Here is a 26,056-nt window from a genome sequence, read left to right as displayed (position 1 = left end):
GCTCAATTCAGGGCCCGGAAATGGGCATGCATGAAGCGTGCGATCTCCCGGGTGAGTTCGATATCCTCCGGCGCGCCCATGAACCCGCCGTGCGGCATGCCTTCGAACACATGCAGTTCGGTCGGCACTTGCGCGCGCCGCAACGCGCGGTGCAGGCGAACCGCGTTCGACAGGAACAGGTCGCGCGTACCGCTCTGGATGAACGTCGGCGGGAAGCCGGCCGAGAAATCGCCGAACAGCGGCGACAGATACGGATGCGCGAGATCGGCGCCGTTCGCGTAGAGCAGGTTGTTCGGCATCAGCGACGCCGGCAGCACGACGTCGACGAGCCGGTTGGTCTCGAAGCTGTCGCCGGATTCGGTCAGATCGGCTTCCGGCGACAGCAGGACGAGCGCGGCCGGCAGCGGCAAGCCTTCGTCGCGGGCACGCAGCACCATCGCGGCCGCGAGATTGCCGCCGGCCGAGCGGCCGCCGATGACGATGTTTTCCGGCGCGTGGCGCGCCAGCACGAACGCATAGGCCGCGATGCAATCGTCGAGCGCGGCCGGATACGGATGCTCGGGCGGCATGCGGTAATCGACGCCGTAGCAGCGAACGCCCAGGCGGTCGGCATGCATCTGTGCGCCGGCGCGGCATGCGGTGCCGCCGCCGACGATCAGCGCGCCGCCATGCAGGTCGATGTACGCGCATTCGTCGGAAGCGGCCGCTTCGGGCGTCGCGACGTGCAGGTCCGCATCGCCGGCCCGGATCGTCTCGACGCTCGAACGCAGATGGCCGGCCAGTTGCCCGACCGCGGCTGTGTAATGCGCGTCGGCGGCCGCCTTCACGCGCATCCACGCGTCGACATCGTCGGGCGCGGGCATCACGTGCAGCGCATTCAGCGGCACGCCGTCGTCGCCGACCAGGCGTTGCAACGCGGCTCGCGCTTCGTCGCTGATCGAGGTGGGGAAGGGCACGACGCGGCTCGGCAGCACGACGCCATCGGGTTTGTCGTTCATCGCTTGAATTCCATCAGGCCCGTCAAGCGGCCGAAGGCCAGTGGCGCAGCATCACGTCGAGCGCATCGAGGCTGCGCGACCACGATGCGTCGGAATCCGGTGTGCCGTGCGAGAAACCGCCGGCGCCTTCGAGCGTCACGTAGCCCATGAAGAAGCCGCCGAGCAGGCGGATCGCATGGGCCTGCTCGGCTTCCGGCAGGTCGTAGCTGCGCAGCACGGCCGAGGTCATCCTGACGAGCCGCCCGCCCGCGCTTTCGGCGGCGCGCTCGGGGCTCACCGGATGGCGCGCGGCCGCAAAGCGACCGGGGTGTGCGCGCGCATAGTCGCGATAGACGTTCGCGAGCGCGGTCAGCGCATCCTTGCCGGTGCGGTCGGCCAGCGCATCGGCGGCGCGATCGGCCAGCTCCTGCAGCGCGAACAGCGCGATCCGGCTCTTGAGATCGTCGAAACTCGGGACATGGGAATACAGGCTGGCCAGCTTGACGCCGAAATGCCGCGCGAGCGCCGCGCCGGTGAGCGGCTCGAAGCCGGTTTCGTCGGCGAGCCGCGCGCCGGCTTCGACGAGTTTGTCTACGGTAATGCCGGCACGCGCCGTGACGAATGCTATGGAAATTAGTCAAAAAACTAATTCTATTAGTTTTTGCCGCGAAGTCAATTTCCCGTACGCCGCCGGCCACGCCGATCCGCCCCGGCGCCCGCGACGCAGGCGCCGGGGCGACCGGTCGTCAGAACGTGTAGGTGACCTTGCCGAACGCGGTGCGGCCGAGCGTGTTGTAGCCGTACGCGGTCATGTATTGCCGGTCGAACAGGTTCGACAGCGACGCCGACACCGTCAGGTGCGAATTGATCCGGTACGACGCGCGCAGGCTCACCGTCAGGTACGACGGCAGATACGTCGTGTTGGCCGGGTCGTCGAACGTCGTGCCGCCGTAGAGCAGCGATGCGCCCGTGCTCAGCGCGTGGAGCTTCAGTTCGTCCCACGTGTGGTCGACGCTGAGGCTGACCGTCTGACGCGGCCGGCGGTTGAGCCAGGTCTGGTTGGTCTCGTCCTGCGGATTCAGGAGGCCGACGGCCAGACTCACCGGCGTCGAGCGGCCGATCGTCCCCTTGTACGACAGGTCGATGCCGCGGATGTGCGAGCGGCCGATGTTCATCGGCGAGAACGTTGCCGGGTTGTACGCGATCAGGTTGTTGACGTGCGTGTCGTAGACCGCCGCCGAGAACGTGCCGTACGACGTGTTCGCGTCGAGCGCGGCCTCGACCGACGTGCTGCGTTCCGGGCTGAGGTTCGGATTGCCGTAGCCGGGGTAGTACAGGTCGTTGAAACTCGGCAGGCGGAATGCGTTGCCGTACGACACGCGCGCGGTGTAGACCGGCGTGATCGTCCACGACAGCGCGGCGTTGCCGGTGTTCACGCCTTGCCCGGCGATGATCTCGCGACGCCCCGCGAGGAACAGCGTCACGCTGCCGAGCGTGGCCGACTGATGCAGCGAAAACGCCGAGTCGTTGCGCGTCGGTATGCCGCCGGGCGCGTCGATCGGCAGGAATGCCTGTTCGCGCGTGAAATCGTAGGCGAGCTTCGTTTCGCCCGACAGCGGCAGGCCGAACAGGCGGAACCCGTGCGCCTGATGGGTCAGCGACGTCGACGTGCTGATGCGCTGCGAATTGATCTGGTCGGTTGCGAGGGCCGGATTGTCCGCGTAGATGAACTGGCGGTCGTTCGCATAACCGAACGACTGGTCGAACTGCGTATCGGGCGTGATGTCGAGATGAAATGCGACGCCGGTCGTCAGCTGGTGATCGAGCTCGCGATTCGCATAGCCGCTGTTGTCGTAGGACAGGTCGGAGCGGTGATACAGCGCGAACGTCGAGATCGACCAGTTGTCGCGCGCATAGCCGAGCCGCGCATCGAGATCCTGCGCGTGATACGGATTGCGGCCGGCTTCGTGACCGTAGAAGAAGGGCCGCGTCGCATCGATGCCGGCCGTGTTGTAGTCGTGCAGCCCCAGCGAGTAGGTGACACCGCCGAGCGCGGCCAGCGGCCCTGTCGACGGCAGGGTGCCCGACGTGCGGAACTGCGTGTCGAACGTCTTGTTCGATCCGCCGCCGAACGACACGGTGGTCTGGTTCGGCCGGTTGGCGGCGCGGCGCGTGAAGAGCTGCACGACGCCGCCCATCGCGTTGCTGCCGAACGATGCGGCGGCCGGGCCCGAAATCACTTCCACGCGTTCGAACGCGTCGGTCGGCAGGTCGGCCCACGGCGCGATGCCGGTGGTCGGCGAGCCGATCCGGATCCCGTCGATGAACACGGCGACCTGGCTGGCCGACGAGCCGCGGATGCTGACCGACGCGGACGAGCCGGGGCCGCCGCTCTGCGAGACGGTCACGCCCGGCAGCGTCGCGAGCGCCTGCGTGATGCTCGGGTCGGTCGACGACAGCCGGTCGAGATCTTCTCGCGTAAGCACCTGCGTCGACGCATAGCGCCGGTCGAACGATTCGGGCAGGTGCCGCGTGTCGGTCACGCTGATCGTCGGCAGATCGGCGCCTTCCGCGGGCTGGGCGGGCGGCTGGAGCGCGGTATCGCCGGCGGCATGGGCGAGCGGGGTGAGCAGCGCGGTGGCGGCGGATGTGGCGAGCAGGTAACGAAGGTTCATCAGACAGCGAGAGAAAGCGTGTGGCGCGTAGGGCGGTCGCGAGCGAAGGGCGGGCAGGTTGCGCATGCCGACGGCGTGTCGGCGCGACGCTTCCGGCAGGGAAGCGGATTCGGGAACGAAGGACATCTGACGGATCCTGAGGTCGGGTCGTCCATGCAACGGGCGACCGCCAACGGCGGCGCTTGCGCATCGGGACACCCCGCCCGGTGCGGCTGCTGGACCTCGGGTCGATGGCAGGTCTCCTGGCTCGCGGGTCGTCATCCGTGCGGACCTTCCCGGTTTCCCAGTGGCGCGCAGTGGCACGGATTCGCCGCTCACAGTTGCGGGGGCAGCCGCAGATTCGAGTCGTTGCCCGTTCTGCGTTCCCTTTTGATCCCATCGCTGGGAACCATCAGCGCGCAAGGGTAATGGCGTGCGCTCCCGCACGTCAATTGCCGCGCCGCGCGAGGGTGCGAAAAAACGTCATTCTCCGGCAAGCGCTTTCCGAATCCTTTCGCTTGTGTGTTGGTGTCGAGTTTCTCGTCTGATGAATCGGGAGGGGCAAGCGGCATGCGAGCCGCGTCGTATCGAAGGCGAAACCGTAGGTTGTCCGGTCGACGTCAGCCGGCGCGTTGAGCAGCCCGGGCAGCGGCACAGCGTTGTCGCGGCGCGGATCGCCGAGCCGCATGCCGGTCGGTCGCCGCGGTTGCACGATCGGCCAGCCGAACAGCTGCAGATCGCGGAACAGCCCGCACCGACGACATCCTCGCCGCACGCGACCCGTCGCTGCCGGCGTTCTGATTGCCGGCGGGGCCGGGCGCGGCAGCGGCGCCCGGCGCGCGCCGTTACATGTGCGTGCCGGCGTGCGCGCGGCCGCCCGGGTCGCCGCCCCGATCGGGCGGCGTATTGTTCTGATCGATCTTCGCGAGCACGAAGCCGGCGTGCGGCAACGCGCCGGGCGAGCGGTGCATCGCTTGCGCGACGACGTCGTGCGGCGATGCGGCGGGGAAACCGGATGACGTCGCGCCCGGTTGGGCGAACGCCGGAAGGGAGGCGACCGCCAGGGCGGCGGCGACGATCGCGTGCGTGTTCATGGTGGCTCCTTCACGACTGACTGCGGGCAACGTCATCAGTCTAGGGCGCGAAACTTAACGCGTCGTGAAGGTGCCATGGCGCACGGATGACAGGATGTTCATGTGCGCCGCGACGCTCAGGCCGGCGTCGACACCAGTGCGCAGAAGTTCTCGAGATCGACGTTGCCGCCGCTGATCACGACGCCCACGCGCTTGCCCTGCAGCGCGTCCTTCATCCGTCGCGCGGCGGCGAACGCCAGGCAGCCGGTCGGCTCGACGACAATCTTCATACGGGTGGCGAAGAAGCGCATGCAGTCGATCAGCTCCGCGTCGGTCGCGGTCAGGATGTCGTCGACGTCGCGGCGGAGGATCGGGAACGTCAGGTTGCCGAGGTATTGCGTCTGCGCGCCGTCGGCGATCGTGCGCGGCGTGTCGATCCGCACGATCGCGCCGGACCGGAACGATTGCTGGCCGTCGTTGCCGGCTTCGGGTTCCACACCGTACAACTTCGCGTGCGGCGACAGCGCGCGGGTCGACAGCGCGGTGCCCGACAGCAGCCCGCCGCCGCCGAGCGGCGCGAACACCGCGTCGAGCGGGCCGACTTCGTCGAACAGTTCCTTGGCCGCCGTGCCCTGGCCGGCGATCACGTCCGGATGGTCGTAGGGCGGCACCAGCGTGAGTCCGTGCCGTTCCGCAAGATCGCGCCCGATCTGCTCGCGGTCCTCGGTGTAGCGGTCGTAGGTCACGACGTTGCCACCGTAGCCACGCGTCGCGGCCATCTTCGCGGCCGGCGCATCCTGCGGCATCACGATCGTCGCGGGAATACCGAGGATGCGCGCCGACAGCGCGATCGCCTGGGCATGGTTGCCGGACGAGAACGCGACGACGCCGTGGCGGCGCTGTTCGGCGTTGAAACGCGACAACGCATTGAACGCGCCGCGGAACTTGAAGGCGCCCATGCGCTGCAGGTTCTCGCACTTGAAGAACACCTGCGCGCCGAGCGCTTCGTCGATCGTTCGCGACGTCATCACCGGCGTGCGGTGCGCATGGCCTTCGAGCCGGGCCGCGGCCGCGGCGACGTCGTCGTACGTGGGGAGGGTCGGAGAGTTCATGGTTGCTCGAGAGTCGGAAAGGTCAGTCAACTGGAAAGCAGGGCCCCGCGTCACTTCGCGTCGTTGTAGACGGTCGCGCGCGAGACGCCGAGATGCTGCGACACGATCTCCATCGCGCGGCGCACCTCGAGGAAGCCGTCGGCCTTCAGCGTCTGCAGCAGCTCGCGGCGCTGGTCGGTCTTCAACTCGCGCGGCGTCGTCGCGAGGCGCGTCGCGAACGCGTCGATGCGCTGCCGGATCGCGTCCGCCCCGGCCGGATCGAGCGTGTCGACGACGGCCTCGCCGTCCGTGCGGCAGAACTGGTTCAGCATGCCCTGGAAGCCGCGGAACAGCGTGACGTCCGCATTCAGGCACAGCGCGGCCACGTAGCGCCCGGTTGAATCCTTGATGCCGATCGACGTGCTTTTCGCGGTGCGGCCGTCCGCGAAGCGGTTCGGGTAGTTCGCGAGCACCTGCGGGAAATCGTCGTCGGCGATGCGGGCGAGGCCGAGTTCGGTCGCGGGATCGCCGACCGCGCGCCCGGACAGGTTGTTGTGGATCGCGAGGATCGCGTGTTCCGGCGTGCGCAGGTCGTGCACGACGACCTCGGTGAACGGCGCGAACATCTCGCCGAGCCCTTCGGCGATGCGCTGCACCTGTTCGATCAGCGACGCCTGTTCGGACGACGGTGGCGTGCGGCGCGTGCTCATGCGTTTTCCCGGGGCGACGGGGCGTCGGCCGTTTCCGGCCGCGTGATGTCGGCCAGCAGCGGCCGGGCGATCCGCACGTAGTCGGCCGAGTCGAGCACGACCGAGCGGTCGAGGCGGCCCGCGTTGAAGGCGATCTCCGCGTTGCGTTCGACCAGCGCGGGATCGACGACGAGCGTGACGTTCGCGTCGAATACGAACGGCGGCACGGCGCCCATCACGCAGCGCGTGACGGCGGCCGCGACATCGGGCGACGCGAGCGTCGCCTTGCGGCGGCCAACTGCCTCGGCAACCTTGCGGAAGTCGATCTTCAGGTGGCCGGGGATCACGGCGAGCGCGGTCGCGTCGCCGCCGTCCTTGAACGTGCAGAGCATGGCCTTCGCCCCCTGTTCGGGGCGCGTGCCGCGGATCGCGGCGATCACGTCGGATTTACCTTCCGCCGGATGTTCGAGCACGCGGAAACGTGCACCGGACGTATTCAGCAGATCGCACAGCGTGTCGAAAACGGGAGAGTCGTTCATGTCGCTCCGGGCGGGAAGGCGCGCATCGCGGCGCGCGGGGAGCGAGCGTGCCGCTCGCTATCGATGGATTGTCCAAGTATAGACGTTTTGTCATGAGATAGGGCAACAGCGGGTGAGCCCGTGCGGGGTCTTTCTCCAACTGCGAAAGGCCGTTTCGTATTGCGAAATCTCCGCGAAGTTCCCGTCGCGCCGCCTTTCCGCCGCTTGAAAACTTGTTTTGCATCGCAAAATCGATCTGCTATCTCATTGAAAAACAAGGAAAATTTATATCTTATGTCTTATATAAGAGTTGGCCGAAAGCGCGCCGGACAGGATTAATATTGAGTCCATGCAGTTCGCTTCGTCACACGAAGCGGGCACGCTGAACCCTTTACTCAAATGCGCTTCGTTCCCAGGAGATAGACATGTCCCAATATCAAGACGACATCAAGGCAGTGGCTGGCTTGAAGGAGAACCACGGCAGCGCGTGGAACGCCATCAGTCCCGAGTATGCCGCCCGCATGCGTGCCCAGAACAAGTTCAAGACCGGCCTGGACATCGCGAAGTACACCGCGAAGATCATGCGCGCCGACATGGCCGCGTACGATGCCGACCCGGCCAAGTACACGCAGTCGCTGGGCTGCTGGCACGGTTTCATCGGCCAGCAGAAGATGATCTCCATCAAGAAGCACTTCAACAGCACCGAACGCCGCTACCTGTATCTGTCGGGCTGGATGGTCGCCGCGCTGCGCTCGGAGTTCGGCCCGCTGCCGGACCAGTCGATGCACGAAAAGACCTCGGTCAGCGCGCTGATCCGCGAGCTGTACACGTTCCTGCGCCAGGCCGACGCCCGTGAGCTGGGCGGCCTGTTCCGCGAGCTGGATGCGGCGAAGGACGCGACTGCCAAGGCCGCGATCCAGGAAAAGATCGACAACCACGTGACGCACGTCGTGCCGATCATCGCCGACATCGACGCGGGCTTCGGCAACGCGGAAGCGACCTACCTGCTGGCCAAGCAGTTCATCGAAGCCGGCGCCTGCTGCATCCAGATCGAAAACCAGGTGTCCGACGAGAAGCAGTGCGGCCACCAGGACGGCAAGGTCACGGTGCCGCACGAGGATTTCCTCGCGAAGATCCGCGCGATCCGCTACGCGTTCCTGGAACTGGGCGTGGACGACGGCGTCATCGTCGCGCGTACCGACTCGCTGGGCGCCGGCCTGACCAAGCAGATCGCCGTGACGACCACGCCGGGCGACCTGGGCGACCAATACAATGCGTTCCTCGATTGCGAAGAACTGTCGGCGGATCAGCTGGGTAACGGCGACGTCGTCATCAAGCGCGACGGCAAGCTGCTGCGTCCGAAGCGCCTGCCGAGCAACCTGTTCCAGTTCCGCGCCGGCACGGGCGAAGCGCGTTGCGTGCTCGATTGCATCACGTCGCTGCAGAACGGCGCCGACCTGCTGTGGATCGAAACCGAAAAACCGCATATCGCGCAGATCGGCGGCATGGTCAGCGAGATCCGCAAGGTGATCCCGAACGCGAAGCTGGTGTACAACAACAGCCCGTCGTTCAACTGGACGCTGAACTTCCGTCAGCAGGCGTACGACGCGATGAAGGCCGAAGGCAAGGACGTGTCGGCCTACGACCGTGCGCAGCTGATGAGCGTCGAGTACGACGAGACCGAACTGGCCAAGCTCGCCGACGAGAAGATCCGCACGTTCCAGGCCGACGCGTCGCGTGAAGCCGGCATCTTCCATCACCTGATCACGCTGCCGACGTACCACACGGCCGCACTGTCGACCGACAACCTGGCCAAGGAATACTTCGGCGACCAGGGCATGCTCGGCTACGTGGCCGGCGTGCAGCGCAAGGAAATCCGCCAGGGCATCGCCTGCGTGAAGCATCAGAACATGTCCGGTTCGGACATCGGCGACGACCACAAGGAATACTTCAGCGGCGAAGCGGCGCTGAAGGCGGCAGGCAAGGACAACACGATGAACCAGTTCTCGTAATCGCCGGTCCCGCAGCACGACGCCAGCCCTTCGGGGCTGGCTTTTTTTTATTCGCTCGATTCCCGCGCCTTGGCCGCGCACGGCCTTCAAGACGTACTGGCTCGTCCACTACATCGATCTGGTCGAAATCGACGAAGCGTCCGCAGCTGTCCATCATGTCAGCCACGTTGCGCTGGAACGGCGACGTTCCGCACGTAGCGGAAATTGTCCGGCGTATCGATCGCGACGCGCGCGTGATGACCGTGCCACACGTCGCGAACGTGCCGCTGCAGCGTGTCGGCTTGCCGGACGAAATCGCGCGCGACGCTGTTCCTCGCGCGTGATGACGTGTCGTATCGCAACGGCGCCGGACTGGCCGTCGACGGCGGGATGGCGGCGGGCGCGTATTACCCCGGATTGCCGGGCGCGCCGTTTTGAGCAGGGGCGTGCGCCGGGCATTCGGCCGGGATGTTTGTGTGCGCAACCTAATTCAGGGTTTGCCTGAGTAGCGAAAACGCGAATTCGCCGGGCCTGCATGCGCGTTTTTCATGTGCGCGGCCAGCGGGCCATTTGTTCCGTTTTCACCAAACCCTTGCCCGACGGACGTTTCGTGCGATTCGTCCCCGGCCGCGCTCGGACCGGCGCAGCCGGCATGACCTGCCGGCAACGCATGTACCCGCGCATCGTCACAATTGTTTCTTGTTGCAACGCAACGCCCGCCCAATATCGGCGATGGTATGCTGACCGGCATGGAAGTTGTAAGGCAGGTTGCATGCATGGCGAAACTCGCGTTCGCATCTTCTAACGAGACATCACATCCTCTCGCCCGCCTCGCGGCATCGACACGCGCCCTGCGCGCGTGCTCCACGTCGCGCGTTGCTGCGACCTGCGCGCCGATCGCATCCCCCATCTCGCGGGCTCGCCCGCATCCCCCATCCTCGCCCAATAATCTGGAGACATTTCCATGTCGCAAAACACCATGGCCGAAGCGACGCACGGCCCGCTGATCGCTCCACCGGCTTTCGTCAAACATCGCAAGCTGATCGACTGGGTGTCGCGCATCGCGGCGCTCACGGAGCCCGAACGCGTCGTGTGGTGTGACGGTTCGCAGGAAGAATACGACGCGCTGTGCCAGGCGATGGTCGACCAGGGCACGCTCACGCGCCTGAACCCGGCGAAGCGCCCGAACTCGTATCTCGCGCAGTCGGATCCGTCGGACGTTGCGCGCGTCGAGGATCGCACGTTCATCTGCGCGGCCTCGCGCGACGACGTCGGCCCGACCAACAACTGGATCGAGCCGGCCGAAATGCGCGAGACGCTCAACGGGCTGTTCCGCGGCTCGATGCGCGGCCGCACGCTGTACGTCGTGCCGTTCTCGATGGGCCCGCTCGGCTCGCCGATCGCGCACGTCGGCGTCGAACTCTCCGACAGCCCGTACGTGGCGGTGAACATGCGGATCATGACGCGCATGGGCCGCGACGTATACGACGTGCTCGGCGAGGACGGCGAATTCGTGCCGTGCGTGCACAGCGTCGGTCATCCGCTCGAAGCGGGCCAGCAGGATGTGCCGTGGCCGTGCAACCCGGTCAAGTACATCGTGCATTTCCCGGAAACGCGCGAAATCTGGAGCTTCGGCTCGGGCTACGGCGGCAACGCGCTGCTCGGCAAGAAATGCTTCGCACTGCGCATCGCGTCGACAATGGGCCGCGACCAGGGCTGGCTCGCGGAACACATGCTGATCCTCGGCGTGACGTCGCCGGCCGGCAGGAAGTATCACGTCGCGGCCGCATTCCCGTCCGCGTGCGGCAAGACCAACTTCGCGATGCTGATTCCGCCGCAGGGCTTCAACGGCTGGAAGGTCACGACGATCGGCGACGACATCGCGTGGCTGAAGCCCGGCCGCGACGGCCGCCTGTATGCGATCAATCCGGAAGCCGGCTTCTTCGGCGTCGCGCCGGGCACCGGCGTGAAGACGAACCCGAACGCGATCGCGACGCTGACGAAGAACGTGATCTTCACGAACGTCGCGCTGACGGAGGACGGCGATGTGTGGTGGGAAGGGCTGACCGATACGCCGCCCGCGAAGCTGACCGACTGGCAGGGCAATCCGTGGACGCCGGAGATCGGCAAGGAGACGGGCCGCAAGGCCGCGCATCCGAATTCGCGCTTCACGGCGCCGGCCGCGCAGTGCCCGTCGATCGACGACGACTGGGAGAACCCGGCCGGCGTACCGATCGACGCGTTCATCTTCGGTGGCCGACGCTCGACCACGGTGCCCCTCGTGACCGAGGCGCGCGACTGGATCGAAGGCGTGTACATGGCCGCGACGATGGGCTCGGAGACGACCGCCGCCGCGGTCGGCCAGCAGGGCATCGTGCGTCGCGATCCGTTCGCGATGCTGCCGTTCTGCGGCTACAACGTCAGCGATTATTTCGCGCACTGGCTCAAGCTCGGCAAGCAGCTCGAAGCCGCGGGCGCGACGTTGCCGAAGATCTACTGCGTGAACTGGTTCCGCAAGGACGCGAACGGCAAGTTCGTGTGGCCGGGCTTCGGCGAAAACATGCGCGTGCTGAAGTGGATGCTCGATCGTCTCGAAGGCACGGGCGGCGGCGGCGAGCACGCGTTCGGCGTCTCGCCGGCGTATGAAGACCTGCATTGGGACGGCCTCGATTTCACGCGCGAGCAGTTCGACGCGGTGACGTCGATGAACGCGGACGAATGGCGCGAGGAACTGAAGCTGCATGCGGCGCTGTTCGACACGCTGAAGCTGCGTTTGCCCGCTGAAATGACCGACACGATGAAGAAGATCGAGGCGCGCCTCGGCGTGTAACGATCCGGATCGTCGTATCGACGTACCACCGCCGACGTCCCGCCGCCGGCATGCCTCGCCGGCGGCGGGACGTTTTTGCATCCGCGTCGCTTGCTGCGCGCTGTAATGCGCGACGACTTCGTCGACCGCGCGTTGCACGTCGCCGCGCCCCGTGTAGATCGCGACATCGGGCAACCGCGGATGCTCGCGGTCGAGCGGGGTACGTCCCGCAGGTTGCCGGCTCTGTGAACGATCGCCGCGAAACAGTCGGCGACGCCCACGTTCTCGTCGCAGACTATCGCCAGCCTTCAGCCGAGGTCGAGCGCGTTCGTCAGGTCGCCCGGCGGCGTCGCGCCGCGTGCGGCGAAAGCGTTGTTGCGCAGGACCACGCCGTCGAGCGGTGCGAGCCCGTGCACGCGGCTGATGAAACGCAGGATCGAGTTCGTGTCGTACAGCGTGTGATCGACGAAGCCCTGCTTCGCGAACGGCGAGATCACGAGCGCCGGAATCCGCGAACCGGGGCCCCAGCGGTCGCCGACCGGCGGCGCGACGTGATCCCACCAGCCGCCGTTCTCGTCGTGCGTCATCACGATCACCGTGTTTTCCCATTGCGGACCGCGCCGGATATGGTCGATCACGGTCGCGATGTGACGGTCGCCCGATTCGATGTCCGCGTAACCCGCATGCATGTTCAGGTTGCCTTGCGGCTTGTAGAACGTGACGGCCGGCAGGCGGCCCGCGTCGATGTCGGCGATGAAGTGATTGGTCGACGGATCGTCGCCGAGCCCCGCGTCGCGCAGATGCCGGCGGCGGGCTTCGGTGCCCGGCGCATAGTTCGCGAAGTAGTTGAACGGCTGGTGGTGGTACTGGAAATCGGGCACGGTGCCCGTGTCGCGATGCTCGAGCGCGTACTGCCACGCGCCGCTGTACCACGCCCAGTCGACGTTCTTCTCCGACAGGCGGTCGCCGATCGTCGCATAGCCCTGCGGCGGCATCACGCGATGGTCGGCCGGGTCCGCATACGCGGCGTTGCCCGGGTCGGGCGGCGGCACGTAGCTCGGCTGGTACGGCGGCGCCATCGTGTTCACGCCGTAGCCGTCCGGCGTCAGCGGGCCGTCGGCCGCGAACTTCGGCGGGCCGTCGAGCGCGGACGCGGGCGAATCGTCGGCGAGCTTCAGGCGCGTGCCGGCCGGATCGTCGCCTTCGACCTTCGACAGCAGTTTTGTCGCATGCGGGTGCTTGTGCGCGTCCGGATACAGCGGCGGCTGCGCGGAGATCAGGAACATGTGGTTCATCCACGAACCACCGAAGGCCGCCATGAAGAAGTTGTCGCACAGCGTGTATTGCCGCGCCAGATTCCACAGCCGCAGCGAATCGGCCGAGTTGCGGTAATGACCCATCACGAGGCCGCCCGAATCGGCCCACGCGGCGAACTGGTTGTTGCGGCCGGCCGCGATCTGCATCTGGTTCTGGTAGAAGCGGTGCCACAGGTCGCGCGTGATCACGCCGTTCGGCAGCGGCCGGCCCTGCGCGTCGGCGATCCGGAACGGCGCGTTCGGCAGCCGGTCGATGTCGCGCTCGGCGATCGCATAGCGCTTGCCGTCCACTTCCTGCGCCTGCGGCACGAGCCCGCCCCAGATCTTCGGCAGCACCGGCAGCGGCGTCTTGCCGTCGCGATCGAGCTGCTGCGCGTGTTCGGGCCGCACGTCGCTGAGCGGGTACTGGACGCCGGGGAAATCGCCGTACAGGTTCGCGAAGCTGCGGTTTTCCGCGTAGATCACGACGATGTGGCGCACGCGCTGACGCAACGCCTCGTCGATGCGCAGGTCGGCGGCCGAACGCGGCGCGGTGCCCGCGGTGGTTTCGCAGCCGCCGAGCGCGACACCGGCGCCGAGCGCGGCGAGGCCGCCGAGCAAGCGGCGGCGGTCGGGGTCGGCGGGAAGGTCGTCGGGGCGATCGGGGGTATCGGTCACGTCGTGGGCTCCTCGATTGGGCGGGTGGGCGGTGTCGTTCTATGCGCGGCGGCGTCGCTCGGGCTGCCGCGATGCGTGACGGGAGGCAATTGCCGGTCGTGGCGCGGAAAGCGCAGGTGACCGAATTGTCATAAAAATGTCACGAATGCGACTATACCGCGCCGAGTGCCGCGAATGAAAGCCGTTTGTCGGACGCGTCGACGCGCGCGGCAGGCGATGCGGGACGCCCGCGCGCGAGCTAGACTGGATTCAGGGGCGGCGCGTCGTGGCGCGGCGTGCCGCCCGGGTGACGATCGCCCGGCGGCGCCGGCCGACGGCGTCGTCGCGGCGTCGTCGATCCGATGCAGCGAGGCGACCCAGCGAGGCGATGATGGTGCGAATGGCCGTCGTGTTCGCACGGCTGCCGATGCCGCGTGCCGGTTGCGCGCGCGTGTCCGCGTGAGCGATCGCCGCGCAACGCACGAGGCCGGCCCGATGTCATGGACAGGAAATTCGACTATCCGGGATTGCTGATCGCGGCGGGCTTCTTCGTGCTGTTCGCTGCGCAGTTGCTGATGCTGCATCCGGCGTCGGCGCCGATTGCATACAGCGATTTCCACAAGCTCGTCGCCGCGCGGCTCGTCGACGATCTCGAGGTCGGCCCCGCGTCGATCTCGGGCACGCTGAAGATGCCGCGGGCCGGCGCGATGCTGCCGGCATCCGAAGCCGCGGCCGTGCAGCAGGCCGGCGCGCCGTGGCGCTTCACGACCAACCGCGTGACCGACGAGCACCTGACCGACACGCTGACCGCCGCCGGCATCCGCTATCACGGCACGCCCGACACGGGCTGGATCGCCGCGCTCGCGTCTTGGCTGCTGCCGCTCGTGCTGCTCGTGTTCGTGTGGAACATGATGCTGCGCAGGCGCGGCGGGCTGCAGGACTTCACGGGGATGGGCAAGAGCCGCGCGCGCGTGTACGTGCAGCAGGAAACCGGCATCACGTTCGACGATATCGCGGGCATCGACGAGGCGAAGGCCGAGCTGCAGCAGCTCGTCGCGTTCCTGCGCAATCCCGATCGCTACCAGCGGCTCGGCGGCAAGATCCCGAAGGGCGTGCTGATCGTCGGCGCGCCGGGCACGGGCAAGACGCTGCTTGCGCGCGCGGTGGCCGGCGAGGCGGCCGTGCCGTTCTTCTCGATCAGCGGGTCGGCGTTCGTCGAGATGTTCGTCGGCGTGGGCGCGGCGCGCGTGCGCGACCTGTTCGAGCAGGCGCAGCAGAAGGCGCCGTGCATCGTATTCGTCGACGAGCTCGATGCGCTCGGCAAGGTGCGCGGCGTCGGCCCGATGTCGGGCAACGACGAGCGCGAGCAGACGCTCAACCAGCTGCTCGTCGAGATGGACGGCTTCCAGGCAGGCTCGGGCGTGATCATCATGGCCGCGACGAACCGCCCCGAGATCCTCGATCCCGCGCTGCTGCGGCCGGGCCGCTTCGATCGCCACATCGCGATCGACCGGCCCGACGTGAACGGCCGCCGGCAGATTCTCGGCGTGCACGTGAAGCGCGTGAAGCTCGCGGCCGACGTCGACCTCGGCGAACTCGCGTCGCGCACGCCGGGCTTCGTCGGCGCCGATCTCGCGAACGTCGTCAACGAGGCCGCGCTGCACGCGGCCGAACTCGGCAAGCCGGCGATCGGCATGGCCGATTTCGACGAGGCGATCGACCGCGCGCTGACCGGACTCGAGCGCAAGAGCCGCGTGATGAACGCGCAGGAGAAGCTGACCATCGCGTATCACGAAGCCGGTCATGCGCTCGTCGCGGAAAGCCGCGCGCATTGCGACCCGGTGAAGAAGGTGTCGATCATTCCGCGCGGTGTCGCCGCGCTGGGCTACACGCAGCAAGTGCCGACCGAGGATCGCTACGTGCTGCGCCGGAGCGAGCTGCTCGACCGGATCGACGCGCTGCTCGGCGGGCGTGTCGCGGAAGAGCTCGTGTTCGGCGATGTCTCGACCGGCGCGCAGAACGATCTCGAACGCGCGACCGCGATGGCACGCCACATGGTCATGCAGTACGGGATGAGCGAGAAGATCGGGCTCGCGACGTTCGACGACGGCGAGGCGCGCCAGGGCATGCCCGGTGCGTGGCAGACAGGCGCGGGTCGCTGCAGCGAGCATACGGCACGGATGATCGACGACGAGGTGCGCATGTTGCTGGCCGACGCACATGCGCGGGTGGTCGCGACGCTCGGCGAGCGCCGCGACGCGCTCGAGCGTATCGCGCGACGGCTGCTGCGATGCGAGGTGCTCGAGCGCGACGCGCTGCAGGCGCTGATCGACGGGCGCAGCGAACCGCCGCCGCCGGCAGCGGCGCCCGACGGCACCGCCGGACCGCGCGGCGATGCGCTCGCGCCGGAGCAGGCGTCGGCGGTCGAGCGCGATTTCGTCGCGTGCGGGCCGCCGCGCGAACCCGAACGCTGAATGCGCGTCGCGGGCCCGCGAACGGTGCATGCCGCTGCGGCGATGCGCAGGCCTTCCTGTTCCCCTTTCCAGACACGGAGCCGCCATGAGCGAGGCGCACGTATCGGTCGATGCCGCGCAGCAGGCGCGCTTTTGCTTCGAAGTCAGGTTTGCCGGCACGACGCTGTCGCCGGTGCTCACCGACGAGCCGCCGCCGCTCGGCGACGGGCGCGGGCCGAACCCGGTCCGGCTGCTGGCCACGGCGGTCGCGAGCTGTCTCGCGGCGAGCCTGCTGTTCGCGCTGAACAAGCAGCACGTCGATCCGCAGCCGATTGCCGCGCATATCGACGTCGCCATGGTGCGGAACGAAGCAGGGCGCGTGCGCGTGGGCGCGATGAACGTGCGGCTGTCGATCGGCAGGACATGGGCCGATCTCGCGGCGGCGACGCGCGAGCTCGATCAGTTCGATGCGTATTGCGTGGTGACCGAGCGCATGCGCGCGGGCATTCCGATTTCGGCCGACGTGTGCGACGCGAACGGTACGACGCTGGAATGCGCGGCGACCAAGGCGTGACGGTGTGTCAGTGCGTCACGATTCGGTCGCGGCCGCGACTTCGGCCGCTTCGGCGAGCGCGTCGAGAAAGCGGGTGCGCCACCAGTGCACGTCGGTCTGGCGCACGATCGCCATCAGCGCCGAGTGACGCTGGCGGCGCTCTTCGAGCGGCATCGTGAGCGCGCGCTGGATCGCCTGCGCGGTGCCTTGCGTGTCGTACGGATTGACGAGCAGCGCCGGCTTCAGCTGCTCGGCCGCGCCGGCGAAGCGCGACAGCACGAGCACGCCCGGATCGGTTGCGTCCTGTGCGGCGAGGAACTCCTTCGCGACGAGGTTCATGCCGTCGCGCAGCGGCGTGACGAGCGCGACGCGGCTCGCGCGATAGAGGCCCGGCAGGCGCTTGCGCGCAACCGTGCGGTGAATGTAGCGCATCGGCATCCATTCGAGTTCGCCGTAGTCGCCGTTGATCGCGCCGCACAGGCTGTCCATTTCGCGCCGCAGGTCGTCGTAGGCGCCGAGATTCTCGCGGCTCGGCGCGGCGATCTGGATCAGCGTCGCGCGATCGCGGTTCTCCGGATATCGTTCGAGCAACTGGCGGAACGCATGCACGCGCTGCGGCAATCCCTTCGTGTAATCGAGCCGGTCGACGCCGACGAGCAACTGGCGGCGCGAATATTCGTCGCGCATCCGGTCGAACATGTCGAGGCCGTCGCGATCGCGTGCGAGCGATTCGAATTCGTCGACGTTGATGCCGATCGGGAATGCCCCGGCCGACAACGTGCGGCCGAACGCGCGCAGGCGGCCGTCCGGCAGCCGCGCGGCACCGGCTTCCGCTTCGACGTAATGCTCGAAGTGCAGCAGATCCGATTCGGTCTGGAAGCCGACGAGGTCGTACGCGAACAGCGAGCGCATCAGCCATTCGTGTTCCGGGATCGCGGCCATGATCGGCGGCGGCGGCATCGGGATGTGCAGGAAGAAGCCGATCGGGTTCGTGCAGCCCATCGCGCGCAGCTCGGCCGCGAGCGGAATCAGCTGGTAGTCGTGGACCCAGATGGTGTCGTCGGGCCGCAGCAGCGTGCGCAGCTTGCGCGCGAACAACTGGTTCACGCGCCGGTAACCGTCGGCGAAGCGCCGGTCGAACTGCGCGAGATCGAGCCGGTAGTGAAACACCGGCCACAGCACGTTGTTCGAGTAGCCGAGGTAGTAAGCGTCGTAATCCTGCGGATCGAGATCGATCGTCGCGAGCTGGATGCCGCCGACGTTCTGGATCTGCACGTCGTCGCCGTGCGCCGGCTGATCCTCGTCGCCGCGTAGCCTGCCGCTCCAGCCGAACCATACGCCGCCGGTTTCCTGCAGGCTGTCTTTCACGGCGACGGCGAGGCCGCCGGCCGCGGCTTTACGGGGATCTGCGATGCGATTGGATACGACGACGAGTCGGCTCACCAGCTCTCCTGACGATTGTTGGGGGAAAGGTTCGTGCGGCCGAGGCGCGAGAAGCTGACGCCGCCATCGACGCGCCGTGCGCGATGCGATGGGGCCGCAGTGCGATCGGGCGGGAGTCAGGGCATGCGATTCGCCGTCCGGTCGAGGGTGCTCTTTTTTAGGATACTCGTCATTCGCTCGTTTTAAAAGTCTCCATCGACGAGCGGCGCGGGAGGCAATGCAGCGCGATTTCCATGATGGCGGAATGGCCATGCGCACCAGGCGGGCGGGATCGAAACTTGCGCGACACGGCCCATGCGGCGCGCGTCATGCCATGCGGCGCGTCCGTCCGCATGCGTGCCGTGAACGCGCGGCGCGGACCGGCGACGCGCGAAACAGCGTGCGCGTCGTCGTCTCCCGGGCGTATCGGCTATACGGCGGGTTACACGGCGGCCGGTTGCCAGTGACGCATGTCGGCCTCGTGCGCATGTACGCCGTGCGACGTCACATGCGCACCGGACGGCATCCGGAATGCGGCGACCGTTTCGGACAGTTCGCGGCCCTGCGCCTCGAGCGACTTCGATGCGGCCGCGGCCTGCTCGACGAGCGCCGCGTTCTGCTGCGTCGTCTCGTCCATCTGCGTGATCGTCAGGTTCACCTGGTCGATGCCGCGGCTCTGCTCGGCCGAGGCGGCCGCGATCTCGCCCATGATGTCCGTCACGCGCGCGACGGCCTGCGTGACGTCGGACATCGTCTTGCCGGCTTCCCCCGCGAGCGCCGAGCCGTCCTGGATCGTCTGCACCGACGCGGAGATCAGCTCCTTGATTTCCTTCGCTGCCGTCGACGAGCGTTGCGCGAGACTGCGCACCTCGCTCGCGACGACCGCGAAGCCGCGACCCTGTTCGCCCGCGCGTGCGGCTTCGACAGCCGCGTTCAGCGCAAGGATGTTGGTCTGGAAGGCGATGCCCTCGATGATGCCCGTGATGTCGGCGATCTTCGACGAGCTTTGGCCGATTTCCGTCATCGTGTCGACCACGCGGCCGACCACCGAACTGCCGCGCTGCGCGACGTCCGATGCATTCGCGGCGAGCGTGCTTGCCTGTTGCGCATTCTCCGCGTTCAGCCGCACCGTCGACGTGAATTCCTCCATCGTCGCGGCGGTTTCCTGCAGCGACGCGGCCTGTTCCTCGGTGCGCTGGCTCAGGTCGAGGTTGCCCGACGCGATCTCGCTCACCGCGTGCGCGATGCTGTTCGACGAATCGCGCACGCGCCCGACGATGCCGATCAGCCGCTCGTTCATCGTTCGCAGCGCGTCGAGCAGGTCGCGCGTTTCGTCGTTGCCGCTGACCTCGATGCGGCTACCGAGATCGCCGTTCGCGACCGTGCGTGCGACGTCCACCGCCGAGCCGATCGGCACCGTGATCTTGCGTGTGAGCCACAGACCGCCGGCCACGGCGACCGCAACCGCGATCAGGCAGATGCCGGCCAGCAGGTTGCGCTCCATCGCGTAGCGGTCCGCGAACTGCTGCGCGAGCGCGAGTTCGCGTTCATGCGTATAGGTTGCATACGCATCGGTCGCGCGCACCAGCTGCGCGAGCAGCGGGCGGCAGTTGTCGTCGATGTCGGCGGTCGCCTCGTCCTTCTTGCCGGCCTGCGCGAGCCCGACGATGCGCAGCGCGACGGGCCCGTAATTGCCCTCGATGCGCACGATGTCGCCCACCAGTTCGCGTGCGCGATCGGAGGTATCGGTTGCGTTCGCCATCATGTCCTTGAGCTTCGCGAGACGTTCCTGGACGTCCTTGTGCGCCTGGTTCACTTCGGCGAGTTCGGCTTCGACGTCGGACGGCTTGGTCACGAGCACGAGGTTGCGCGCGGCGATCGCGCGACGGTCGACCGCGGTGCGGATTTGCGCGGACAGGTTCGCCCGCGCGCTGATGCCGTTCATGTAGCGGGAGAACTCGGCGTTCGTATCGGACAGTGCCTTGAGGGCCATGCCCGACACGATCACGACGACCGCGGCGAGCAGGCCGAAGCCGCCAAGGAGTTTTGTCTTGATGCTCATTCTGGCGATTTTCACGTTGTGCCCCTGCGTGAGTAGTTGGCAAATGGAATTTATTGTTCGACCAGATACGGGCTCGTGCCGGCATTAACGGGTATACCGGATGATTCTTTACCCTTCGAAAACCCTGATATTCGTTTTTTTAGCGCTGGAAGCGTTGTCCGGAGGGGATTCTTGATCCAGATCAAAAAAGCGTGGATCGCCCGTGATTCAAGGGTTTATACATGGAATTTGAAACCGGTTTTATTGGTGAAACAAGAAACTTCTATTTTATTTGCAATCGTCTGACGATTTTGATTCGATTTACGGGTGAATAACGGAATTTCGTTTTCGGAAAATCGGGGAGAGCGCCGATCCGGGTGTGCGTCGCTTGATTGGCGCAATGGACGGGTGAACGGAAACGGGCGCGCCCTGCAGACGCGCCGGAGCGGCCCGCGGCGGACGCCGCGAGCCTTGGGAGGGTCAGAACGTGGTGCACAATCCGGCCATCACGCTGCGCCCGCCTTCGGGCGCGAAGCCGCGCACGACCGACGTCGAATAGCGGATGTCCTGGTTCGTCAGGTTGTCGCCGCGCAGGTACGCGAGCCAGTGCGTCGGGCCGACGCGGAACTTGTAGGTCAGCATCACGCCGAGCGAGGTATAGCCGTCCGTCGAAAAATCGTTGTCCGGCACGCGATGCTGCGACCACGCGTGCGTGACCTGCGCGCGCGCGCCGAACGGCCCGTAGCCGTAGTCGGCCGCGAGCGTCGCGCGCAGCGGTGCGATGCGCGGCAGCGGCTGGCCCGTGTCGACGTTGCGCGCGTGGGTGTAGTCGGCCGTCAGTTCGAGGTCGACCGTGTGGCCGCGCCGCGAGAACGCGCGCCACTTGCCGTCCAGCTCGACGCCGTAGAACTCGGCGCGCACGCCGCGATAGATCGCCTCGTTGAGCGAGCCGTCGGTGCCGGGCGCGACGGGGTCGCCGTCGTCGTCCACGACGCGGCCGGTGTTGTACTCGGTCAGGTAGTTCGAGAAGCGGTTGTAGAACACGCCGACACTGCCGCGGTTCGGGCCGCTCGCGTAGCGCAGCGACAGGTCGGTCGACACGGCTTTTTCCTTCGACGCATTCGGGTTGCCGATCAGGAACTGGCCGGTCGCATCGTGCGGGCCGTTCGAATACAGCTCGTAGAAGGTCGGCGCGCGTTCGGTGTACGCGACGTTGGCCGCGACCGACCATACCGGCGTCAGCGAGAACAGCGCGCCGGCGGACAGGCTGCCCGCGTTGAAGTCGCGCGGTTGCGCGCCCGCGAATTTCTCGACGCCGGCCGGATCGGGATCGACCTTCACGTGCTCGAAGCGCCCGCCGAGGCTCAGCTTCAGCGCGGGGACGACCTGCCATTCCTCGAGGCCGAACAGCGCGACGCTGTTGGTGCGCGTGGACGGCACGAGCATTTCGTCGCCGAGCGCGGAGAACGTGTTCTGGCCGAACTGCACGCCGATCGCGCCTTCGAACGGGCCGATCTTGCGATGCCGCGCCTCGATGCGCGCCTCGTAGCCGCGATTGCGGAAGGTGGTCGCCGTCTCGCCGTTGTCGACTTCCTTGTGGCGATAGTCGGTGTACGCGAAATCGAACTTCAGCTTCGTAAACGGCCCGCTCAGGTTGCGCACCTCGGATGCGAGCGCCAGGCGTTCCTGGCGCATGCGCAGCCGCACGTCGCTTTCCGCGACGGAACCGTAGTTCGATTCGTAGCCGCTATAGGACAGGCCCGCGAAGCCGTCGGCCCACGTGTACGACGCGCCGACCGCGCCGCCGTGCACGCGTCCGTCGCTGTTCGGCACGCTGCCTTCCGGCTGCGGCGTGTCGGGGCCGTCGATCGCGCGTTGCTGGCTGCTGCGCGCGTAGCCGGGAATCCGCAGCTTGCTGGTTTCTCGGTCGAACGCGTCGACGTGGAACGCGAAGCGGCCGTTGCCGCCTTCGACTTGCGCGGCGCCCGCGCGCACGGAATTCGCGCCGCCGTAGCGCGCGTCGAGCGCACCCGTCACGCCCTGGATCGCTTCGCGCGGAATGCGGTTGTCGATCGTGTTGACGACGCCGCCCACCGCGTTGCCGCCGTACAGGAGCGCGGCCGGGCCGCGCACGATTTCGACGCGTTCGATCGACAGCGGATCCTGCGGCACCGCATGGTCGTACGACAGCGACGACGCATCGTAGGCCGCGACGCCGTTCTGCAGCAGCCGGATCCGGTCGCCGTCCATCCCGCGGATGATCGGGCGGCCGACCATCGGGCCGTAAGTCGTGGTCGACACGCCGGGCAGCCCGTTGAGCGTTTCGCCGAGCGAATCGGCCTGGCGGCGCGTCAGCGCATCGCCGGAAAGCTGGACGGTGGGCGCGATCAGTTCGGTGTCGCCGAGCGGGTTCGCGGTCACGAAGATCGGCGCGAGCGGGGCGGCCGCGGGCGTGCCGGACGAGGCGGGCGCATCGGTCTGCGCGTGGGCGACGGCGGCGAACACCATCAGCGACAGGGACGAGAGCGGGCGAAGCGGTAAGCGAGGGAGGTCGCGCATGGTCGGTGAATCGGTTGGAATCGGATCGGATAACGAGCGATGCGGATCACGACTGGATACGATATATTGTTGCGTCAATGACGCGCAGTGACCCGTTGAAACATGGCTCGACGAGGCCCGGTCGCTCAACGCGGGATAGCGTCGGGCGGACGAGTTCGCGAAATGATATGTTATATCATTACAAAATCCAAGCTGAACGGCTGTCGTCGCGGGGCTTCAGCCCGATCGCCGGGAGGGCGGCGGCGAGCGGGCGGTGTCCGCCGCTGCGAGCTTCGTCCCCGCCGCGACCGTGGCGAATCCGCGCCGGTCGACGCATCCGTCCCGATGCGTTGACCCGCATCAACGTGCTCCGACGCCGAAACCGGATACTGGGTCGCTCATCGACCAGACAGGAGCAACGCATGACCCAGACCATGAAAGCGGCCGTGGTACACGCGTTCGGCGAGCCGTTGCGCATCGAGGAAGTCCCGATCCCTGCGCCGGGGCCCGGCCGGATTCTCGTCAACATCAAGGCGTCGGGTGTCTGCCATACCGATCTGCACGCGGCGGACGGCGACTGGCCGGTCAAGCCGTCGCTGCCGTTCATTCCGGGCCATGAAGGCGTGGGCATCGTTGCCGCGGTCGGCGCGGGCGTCACGCACGTGCGCGAGGGCGACCGCGTCGGCGTACCGTGGCTCTACACGGCATGCGGCCATTGCGAGTACTGCTGCACGGGCTGGGAAACGCTGTGCCACGGCCAGCAGAACACCGGTTATTCGGTGAACGGCAGCTACGCGGAATACGTGCTGGCCGATCCCGATTACGTCGGCCAGTTGCCCGCGCAGGTGGCATTCGACGAGATCGCGCCGATCCTGTGTGCAGGCGTCACGGTCTACAAGGGCATTCGCGTCACCGATACGCGCCCGGGCCAGTGGCTGGCGATCTCCGGCATCGGCGGTCTCGGGCACGTGGCCGTGCAATACGCGCGTGCGATGGGCCTGCACGTCGCGGCCGTCGACATCTCGCCCGACAAGCTCGCGCTGGCACGGCAACTGGGCGCGCAGCTGACGATCGATGCGTCGGTCGACGACCCCGCGAAAGTGATCCAGAAGGAAATCGGCGGCGCGCACGGCGTGCTCGTCACGGCCGTGTCGCGCAGCGCGTTCGCGCAGGCGCTGGGGATGGTCCGGCGCGGCGGCACGGTGGCGCTCAACGGGTTGCCGCCGGGCGATTTCCCGTTGCCGATCTTCTCGACCGTGCTGAACGGCATCACCGTGCGCGGGTCGATCGTCGGCACGCGGCGCGATCTGCAGGAGTCGCTCGATTTCGCGGCGGATGGCCTGGTGCGCGCGCACATCCACCGCGACCGGCTCGCCAACATCAACGACGTATTCGCGAAGCTGCGGGAAGGAAAGGTCGACGGACGCATCGTGCTGACCGACATGCAGTGAGGCCGTGACCCTGCGCGTGCCGCCGCGCGCCGACCGGCATCGTGCGGCGGCGCGGCGGTCAGCCTCGCATCACGGTGCGAAGAACACGTCGGTGCGGTTCGTCAGGTTGCCCGCGTTGGTCTGCACGAAGAACGGGTGGAACGACGATGACGGGAGCACGTCGAGCCCCTGGTAGTCGCCGATGAAGAATCCTTCGGCGTTGGGGGCGAGCTTCATGTCGAACGGGCCGCCGACGCGCCGCTCGTCGGCGAACGTCGTGCCGCCGTCATGCGAGATCTTGCGCCAGAAGCCGGTCGGCAGCGTCGTCGTGTTGCCGGCCTGCAGATCGCGGAAGTCGTAGTAGGTGACCATCACGGCGCCCGTGTTGTCGACGCGCACCGACGGATTGAACGCGGGGCGCCCGGTCGGCGTGTTCAACTGCTGCGGCGTGCTCCACGTCGCGCCGCCGTCCTTCGACGTCGAGACGGCGATCTCGTCGTACTTGCCGCCGTTGAAGCGGCTGTCCTGCCACACCACGTAGAGCTGCCCCGAGGCCGGATCGATCGCGGGTTCCGGAATGATGTCGCCGGTGCGCACGGGCTCGCCGGTGTTCGGGTCGGTGACGCCGACCGTCTGCAGCCCCGCGATCACCCGTGGCTTCGTCCACGTCGCGCCGTCGTCGCTCGACTGGATGAACGCGACCTTGCCGGCGGCCTTGCTGAACGGCGGCTGGATCAGGTCGAAGAAGTCGTAGAGCGTGCCGCTCTTCGGATCGACGACGATCTGGTTGCCGATCGTCTGCTGACGCGACGGCACGTTGACGATGACTTTCGCGGCGCTCCATGTCTTGCCGCCGTCGGTCGTCTTCGAGAACAGCGTCGGTCCGCGGAACGCCTGCGTATGCAGGTTCGCGTACGGGTTGCCGTTCGGCAGCTCGAGGCGGTCCCATACCGCATAGGCGGTGCCGGCCTTCACGGGGTTCGCCGTCACCGATTCCTTGTCGTTGAAGAACTGCGTCGTCGGCTCGTCGTTCGCGATCAGCACGGCCGGGCTGCTCCACGTCTGTCCGCCGTCGGTCGATACCGACGCGGCCACCGCGTTGGCGTTGTTCGACTGGTTGAACGAGATCGATACCGAATACGCGGTGCCGTCCGGCCCGAACGATACCCACGGATCGGACGCGCGCTCGTACTTCAGCCCGCCCGGCGCGCATGCGCTGAACGGCTGCGGCGTGCGGGCCCAGGTCGCGCCCGCGTCGAACGTGTAGCCGGCGACGAGCCCGTGGGCGCCGCCGTTCGACCAGCGGTCCTGCTGCCACACGCCGATCATGTTCGTCGGGTTCGCGGGGTTGACCGCGAGCCACGGCTCGACTTCGGCATTCACGTAGTTGGTGCCGGGGCCGCCGATGGTGCACGCGACGAACGGGCTCGGGCCGGACACGACGACAGGCTCGGCGTGCGCCGCGGCAGCGGCGGCCATCGCCATCGCGGCGGACAGGCGGGTGACAAGCGAAGGGGACACGATCGTGCGTCGCATGGACTGCTCCTCGTTGACGGGCGGTGGCGACGAGATGGCGCGCGCACGGCCACGCGAGCCGGGGCGCGGCGAATCGTGCCGCGCCCGCCGCTGCGTGCCGTTCAGGATGCCGCTTCAGTCATCGCGATCCGCGTGCGCTGGAATCCGCCAGCACATCGGTTAAGACTCCTCTTCATTTTCATTGCTTGTCGGGTGTGCCTGGGAGGTCGACTCGGCGGGAAGGCCGGTCCGGGCATGCGACGAATGTGTCGAGGTGGATTGCAATGTAGGTGATTCGAATGCCGCCCGACAGGCAGTTTTTTGTAACAGTAAGTAGCCGGAAAGCGTTG

At 67.2% G+C, this 26,056-nt stretch carries 19 protein-coding genes and 1 riboswitch; of the genes, 7 read left to right on the top strand and 12 right to left on the bottom strand.

From position 1 onward, the window contains the following. Positions 1 to 2: 2 nt before the first annotated feature. Positions 3 to 998 (bottom strand): alpha/beta hydrolase, encoded by a 996-nt coding sequence (locus WJ12_RS27990; RefSeq protein WP_059556576.1) that lies wholly within the window; start codon positions 996 to 998, stop codon positions 3 to 5. 22 nt (positions 999 to 1,020) lie between these two features. After that, a complete protein-coding gene (locus WJ12_RS36955; RefSeq protein WP_226103917.1) occupies positions 1,021 to 1,350 on the bottom strand; it encodes a TetR-like C-terminal domain-containing protein in 330 nt (109 codons plus the stop codon). Between WJ12_RS36955 and WJ12_RS36950 the strand changes: the two genes are divergently transcribed. Then, positions 1,279 to 1,614 (top strand): hypothetical protein, encoded by a 336-nt coding sequence (locus tag WJ12_RS36950; protein ID WP_226103901.1) that lies wholly within the window; start codon positions 1,279 to 1,281, stop codon positions 1,612 to 1,614. The two genes, WJ12_RS36955 and WJ12_RS36950, sit on opposite strands and share 72 nt — an antisense overlap. 109 nt (positions 1,615 to 1,723) lie before the next feature. Here WJ12_RS36950 and WJ12_RS27980 read toward each other — a convergent pair whose 3' ends face one another. From WJ12_RS27980 to WJ12_RS27960, 5 genes are all read right to left on the bottom strand, one after another. After that, positions 1,724 to 3,652, bottom strand: a complete 1,929-nt coding sequence (locus WJ12_RS27980) for a TonB-dependent receptor domain-containing protein (RefSeq protein WP_059556574.1) — start codon at positions 3,650 to 3,652, stop codon at positions 1,724 to 1,726. Between the two features lie 215 nt (positions 3,653 to 3,867). After that, positions 3,868 to 4,060, bottom strand: a riboswitch (cobalamin riboswitch). A 416-nt stretch (positions 4,061 to 4,476) separates the two neighbouring features. Then, positions 4,477 to 4,725: a hypothetical protein gene (locus WJ12_RS27975; RefSeq protein WP_034191309.1), complete on the bottom strand. Its 249-nt coding sequence runs from the start codon at positions 4,723 to 4,725 to the stop codon at positions 4,477 to 4,479. 116 nt (positions 4,726 to 4,841) lie between these two features. Then, positions 4,842 to 5,816: a threo-3-hydroxy-L-aspartate ammonia-lyase gene (locus WJ12_RS27970; protein ID WP_059556573.1), complete on the bottom strand. Its 975-nt coding sequence runs from the start codon at positions 5,814 to 5,816 to the stop codon at positions 4,842 to 4,844. Positions 5,817 to 5,866: 50 nt separating this feature from the next. Beyond that, complete coding sequence (locus WJ12_RS27965; protein WP_049034881.1) at positions 5,867 to 6,505, bottom strand: helix-turn-helix transcriptional regulator; 639 nt, start codon at positions 6,503 to 6,505, stop codon at positions 5,867 to 5,869. Further along, positions 6,502 to 7,023, bottom strand: a complete 522-nt coding sequence (locus tag WJ12_RS27960) for a YbaK/prolyl-tRNA synthetase associated domain-containing protein (protein WP_049034883.1) — start codon at positions 7,021 to 7,023, stop codon at positions 6,502 to 6,504. Before WJ12_RS27960 ends, WJ12_RS27965 begins: the two co-directional genes overlap by 4 nt. Before the next feature lie 404 nt (positions 7,024 to 7,427). Between WJ12_RS27960 and WJ12_RS27955 the strand changes: the two genes are divergently transcribed. From WJ12_RS27955 to WJ12_RS27945, 3 genes are all read left to right on the top strand, one after another. Continuing rightward, positions 7,428 to 9,014 (top strand): isocitrate lyase, encoded by a 1,587-nt coding sequence (locus WJ12_RS27955; RefSeq protein ID WP_034191313.1) that lies wholly within the window; start codon positions 7,428 to 7,430, stop codon positions 9,012 to 9,014. Between the two features lie 155 nt (positions 9,015 to 9,169). Continuing rightward, a complete protein-coding gene (locus WJ12_RS37200) occupies positions 9,170 to 9,337 on the top strand; it encodes a hypothetical protein (protein WP_226193956.1) in 168 nt (55 codons plus the stop codon). 620 nt (positions 9,338 to 9,957) lie between these two features. After that, positions 9,958 to 11,823: a phosphoenolpyruvate carboxykinase (GTP) gene (locus tag WJ12_RS27945; protein ID WP_059556571.1), complete on the top strand. Its 1,866-nt coding sequence runs from the start codon at positions 9,958 to 9,960 to the stop codon at positions 11,821 to 11,823. A 287-nt stretch (positions 11,824 to 12,110) separates the two neighbouring features. On the opposite strand, the gene WJ12_RS27940 is transcribed toward WJ12_RS27945, so the two are convergent. Further along, a complete protein-coding gene (locus tag WJ12_RS27940) occupies positions 12,111 to 13,775 on the bottom strand; it encodes an acid phosphatase (RefSeq protein WP_059556570.1) in 1,665 nt (554 codons plus the stop codon). A 479-nt stretch (positions 13,776 to 14,254) separates the two neighbouring features. Between WJ12_RS27940 and ftsH the strand changes: the two genes are divergently transcribed. Together ftsH and WJ12_RS27925 are read left to right on the top strand one after the other, a co-directional pair. Further along, positions 14,255 to 16,228 (top strand): ATP-dependent zinc metalloprotease FtsH, encoded by a 1,974-nt coding sequence (gene ftsH, locus WJ12_RS27930; protein ID WP_059556568.1) that lies wholly within the window; start codon positions 14,255 to 14,257, stop codon positions 16,226 to 16,228. An 85-nt stretch (positions 16,229 to 16,313) separates the two neighbouring features. Further along, positions 16,314 to 16,781 (top strand): OsmC family protein, encoded by a 468-nt coding sequence (locus tag WJ12_RS27925; RefSeq protein WP_059556567.1) that lies wholly within the window; start codon positions 16,314 to 16,316, stop codon positions 16,779 to 16,781. 15 nt (positions 16,782 to 16,796) lie between these two features. On the opposite strand, the gene otsA is transcribed toward WJ12_RS27925, so the two are convergent. The 3 genes from otsA to WJ12_RS27910 form a co-directional block, all read right to left on the bottom strand. Then, the gene (gene otsA / locus WJ12_RS27920; protein WP_034191319.1) at positions 16,797 to 18,203 is read right to left on the bottom strand and encodes an alpha,alpha-trehalose-phosphate synthase (UDP-forming); all 1,407 of its coding nucleotides are present in this window, start codon (positions 18,201 to 18,203) and stop codon (positions 16,797 to 16,799) included. A 421-nt stretch (positions 18,204 to 18,624) separates the two neighbouring features. Next, positions 18,625 to 20,244: a methyl-accepting chemotaxis protein gene (locus tag WJ12_RS27915; protein WP_082744613.1), complete on the bottom strand. Its 1,620-nt coding sequence runs from the start codon at positions 20,242 to 20,244 to the stop codon at positions 18,625 to 18,627. A 459-nt stretch (positions 20,245 to 20,703) separates the two neighbouring features. Further along, positions 20,704 to 22,782: a TonB-dependent receptor gene (locus WJ12_RS27910; protein ID WP_226103902.1), complete on the bottom strand. Its 2,079-nt coding sequence runs from the start codon at positions 22,780 to 22,782 to the stop codon at positions 20,704 to 20,706. Positions 22,783 to 23,183: 401 nt separating this feature from the next. On the opposite strand from WJ12_RS27910, the gene adhP reads away from it, so the two are divergent. Then, positions 23,184 to 24,212: an alcohol dehydrogenase AdhP gene (gene adhP, locus WJ12_RS27905; RefSeq protein ID WP_059556564.1), complete on the top strand. Its 1,029-nt coding sequence runs from the start codon at positions 23,184 to 23,186 to the stop codon at positions 24,210 to 24,212. A 69-nt stretch (positions 24,213 to 24,281) separates the two neighbouring features. On the opposite strand, the gene WJ12_RS27900 is transcribed toward adhP, so the two are convergent. Beyond that, positions 24,282 to 25,727 (bottom strand): sialidase family protein, encoded by a 1,446-nt coding sequence (locus WJ12_RS27900; protein ID WP_034191323.1) that lies wholly within the window; start codon positions 25,725 to 25,727, stop codon positions 24,282 to 24,284. Between the last annotated feature and the right edge of the window lie 329 nt (positions 25,728 to 26,056).

This window comes from Burkholderia seminalis, from assembly GCF_001718535.1.
GTDB classification, from domain to species: Bacteria; Pseudomonadota; Gammaproteobacteria; order Burkholderiales; family Burkholderiaceae; genus Burkholderia; species Burkholderia seminalis.
Note: the sequence above shows the minus strand (reverse complement) of the source record. Positions and strands in the feature narration are given on the sequence as shown.

Excerpts from the sequence above, each read along its gene's own strand:
- ftsH (WP_059556568.1), top strand. The coding sequence starts at position 14,255 with ATGGACAGGAAATTCGACTATCCGGGATTGCTGATCGCGGCGGGCTTC.
- WJ12_RS27975 (WP_034191309.1), bottom strand. The coding sequence starts at position 4,725 with ATGAACACGCACGCGATCGTCGCCGCCGCCCTGGCGGTCGCCTCCCTT.
- WJ12_RS36950 (WP_226103901.1), top strand. The coding sequence starts at position 1,279 with ATGGCGCGCGGCCGCAAAGCGACCGGGGTGTGCGCGCGCATAGTCGCG.
- WJ12_RS27945 (WP_059556571.1), top strand. The coding sequence starts at position 9,958 with ATGTCGCAAAACACCATGGCCGAAGCGACGCACGGCCCGCTGATCGCT.
- WJ12_RS27915 (WP_082744613.1), bottom strand. The coding sequence starts at position 20,244 with ATGAGCATCAAGACAAAACTCCTTGGCGGCTTCGGCCTGCTCGCCGCG.
- WJ12_RS27965 (WP_049034881.1), bottom strand. The coding sequence starts at position 6,505 with ATGAGCACGCGCCGCACGCCACCGTCGTCCGAACAGGCGTCGCTGATC.
- WJ12_RS27990 (WP_059556576.1), bottom strand. The coding sequence starts at position 998 with ATGAACGACAAACCCGATGGCGTCGTGCTGCCGAGCCGCGTCGTGCCC.
- WJ12_RS27980 (WP_059556574.1), bottom strand. The coding sequence starts at position 3,652 with ATGAACCTTCGTTACCTGCTCGCCACATCCGCCGCCACCGCGCTGCTC.
- WJ12_RS27910 (WP_226103902.1), bottom strand. The coding sequence starts at position 22,782 with ATGCGCGACCTCCCTCGCTTACCGCTTCGCCCGCTCTCGTCCCTGTCG.
- WJ12_RS27925 (WP_059556567.1), top strand. The coding sequence starts at position 16,314 with ATGAGCGAGGCGCACGTATCGGTCGATGCCGCGCAGCAGGCGCGCTTT.
- WJ12_RS27970 (WP_059556573.1), bottom strand. The coding sequence starts at position 5,816 with ATGAACTCTCCGACCCTCCCCACGTACGACGACGTCGCCGCGGCCGCG.
- WJ12_RS27955 (WP_034191313.1), top strand. The coding sequence starts at position 7,428 with ATGTCCCAATATCAAGACGACATCAAGGCAGTGGCTGGCTTGAAGGAG.
- WJ12_RS27960 (WP_049034883.1), bottom strand. The coding sequence starts at position 7,023 with ATGAACGACTCTCCCGTTTTCGACACGCTGTGCGATCTGCTGAATACG.
- adhP (WP_059556564.1), top strand. The coding sequence starts at position 23,184 with ATGACCCAGACCATGAAAGCGGCCGTGGTACACGCGTTCGGCGAGCCG.
- WJ12_RS37200 (WP_226193956.1), top strand. The coding sequence starts at position 9,170 with ATGTCAGCCACGTTGCGCTGGAACGGCGACGTTCCGCACGTAGCGGAA.
- WJ12_RS27900 (WP_034191323.1), bottom strand. The coding sequence starts at position 25,727 with ATGCGACGCACGATCGTGTCCCCTTCGCTTGTCACCCGCCTGTCCGCC.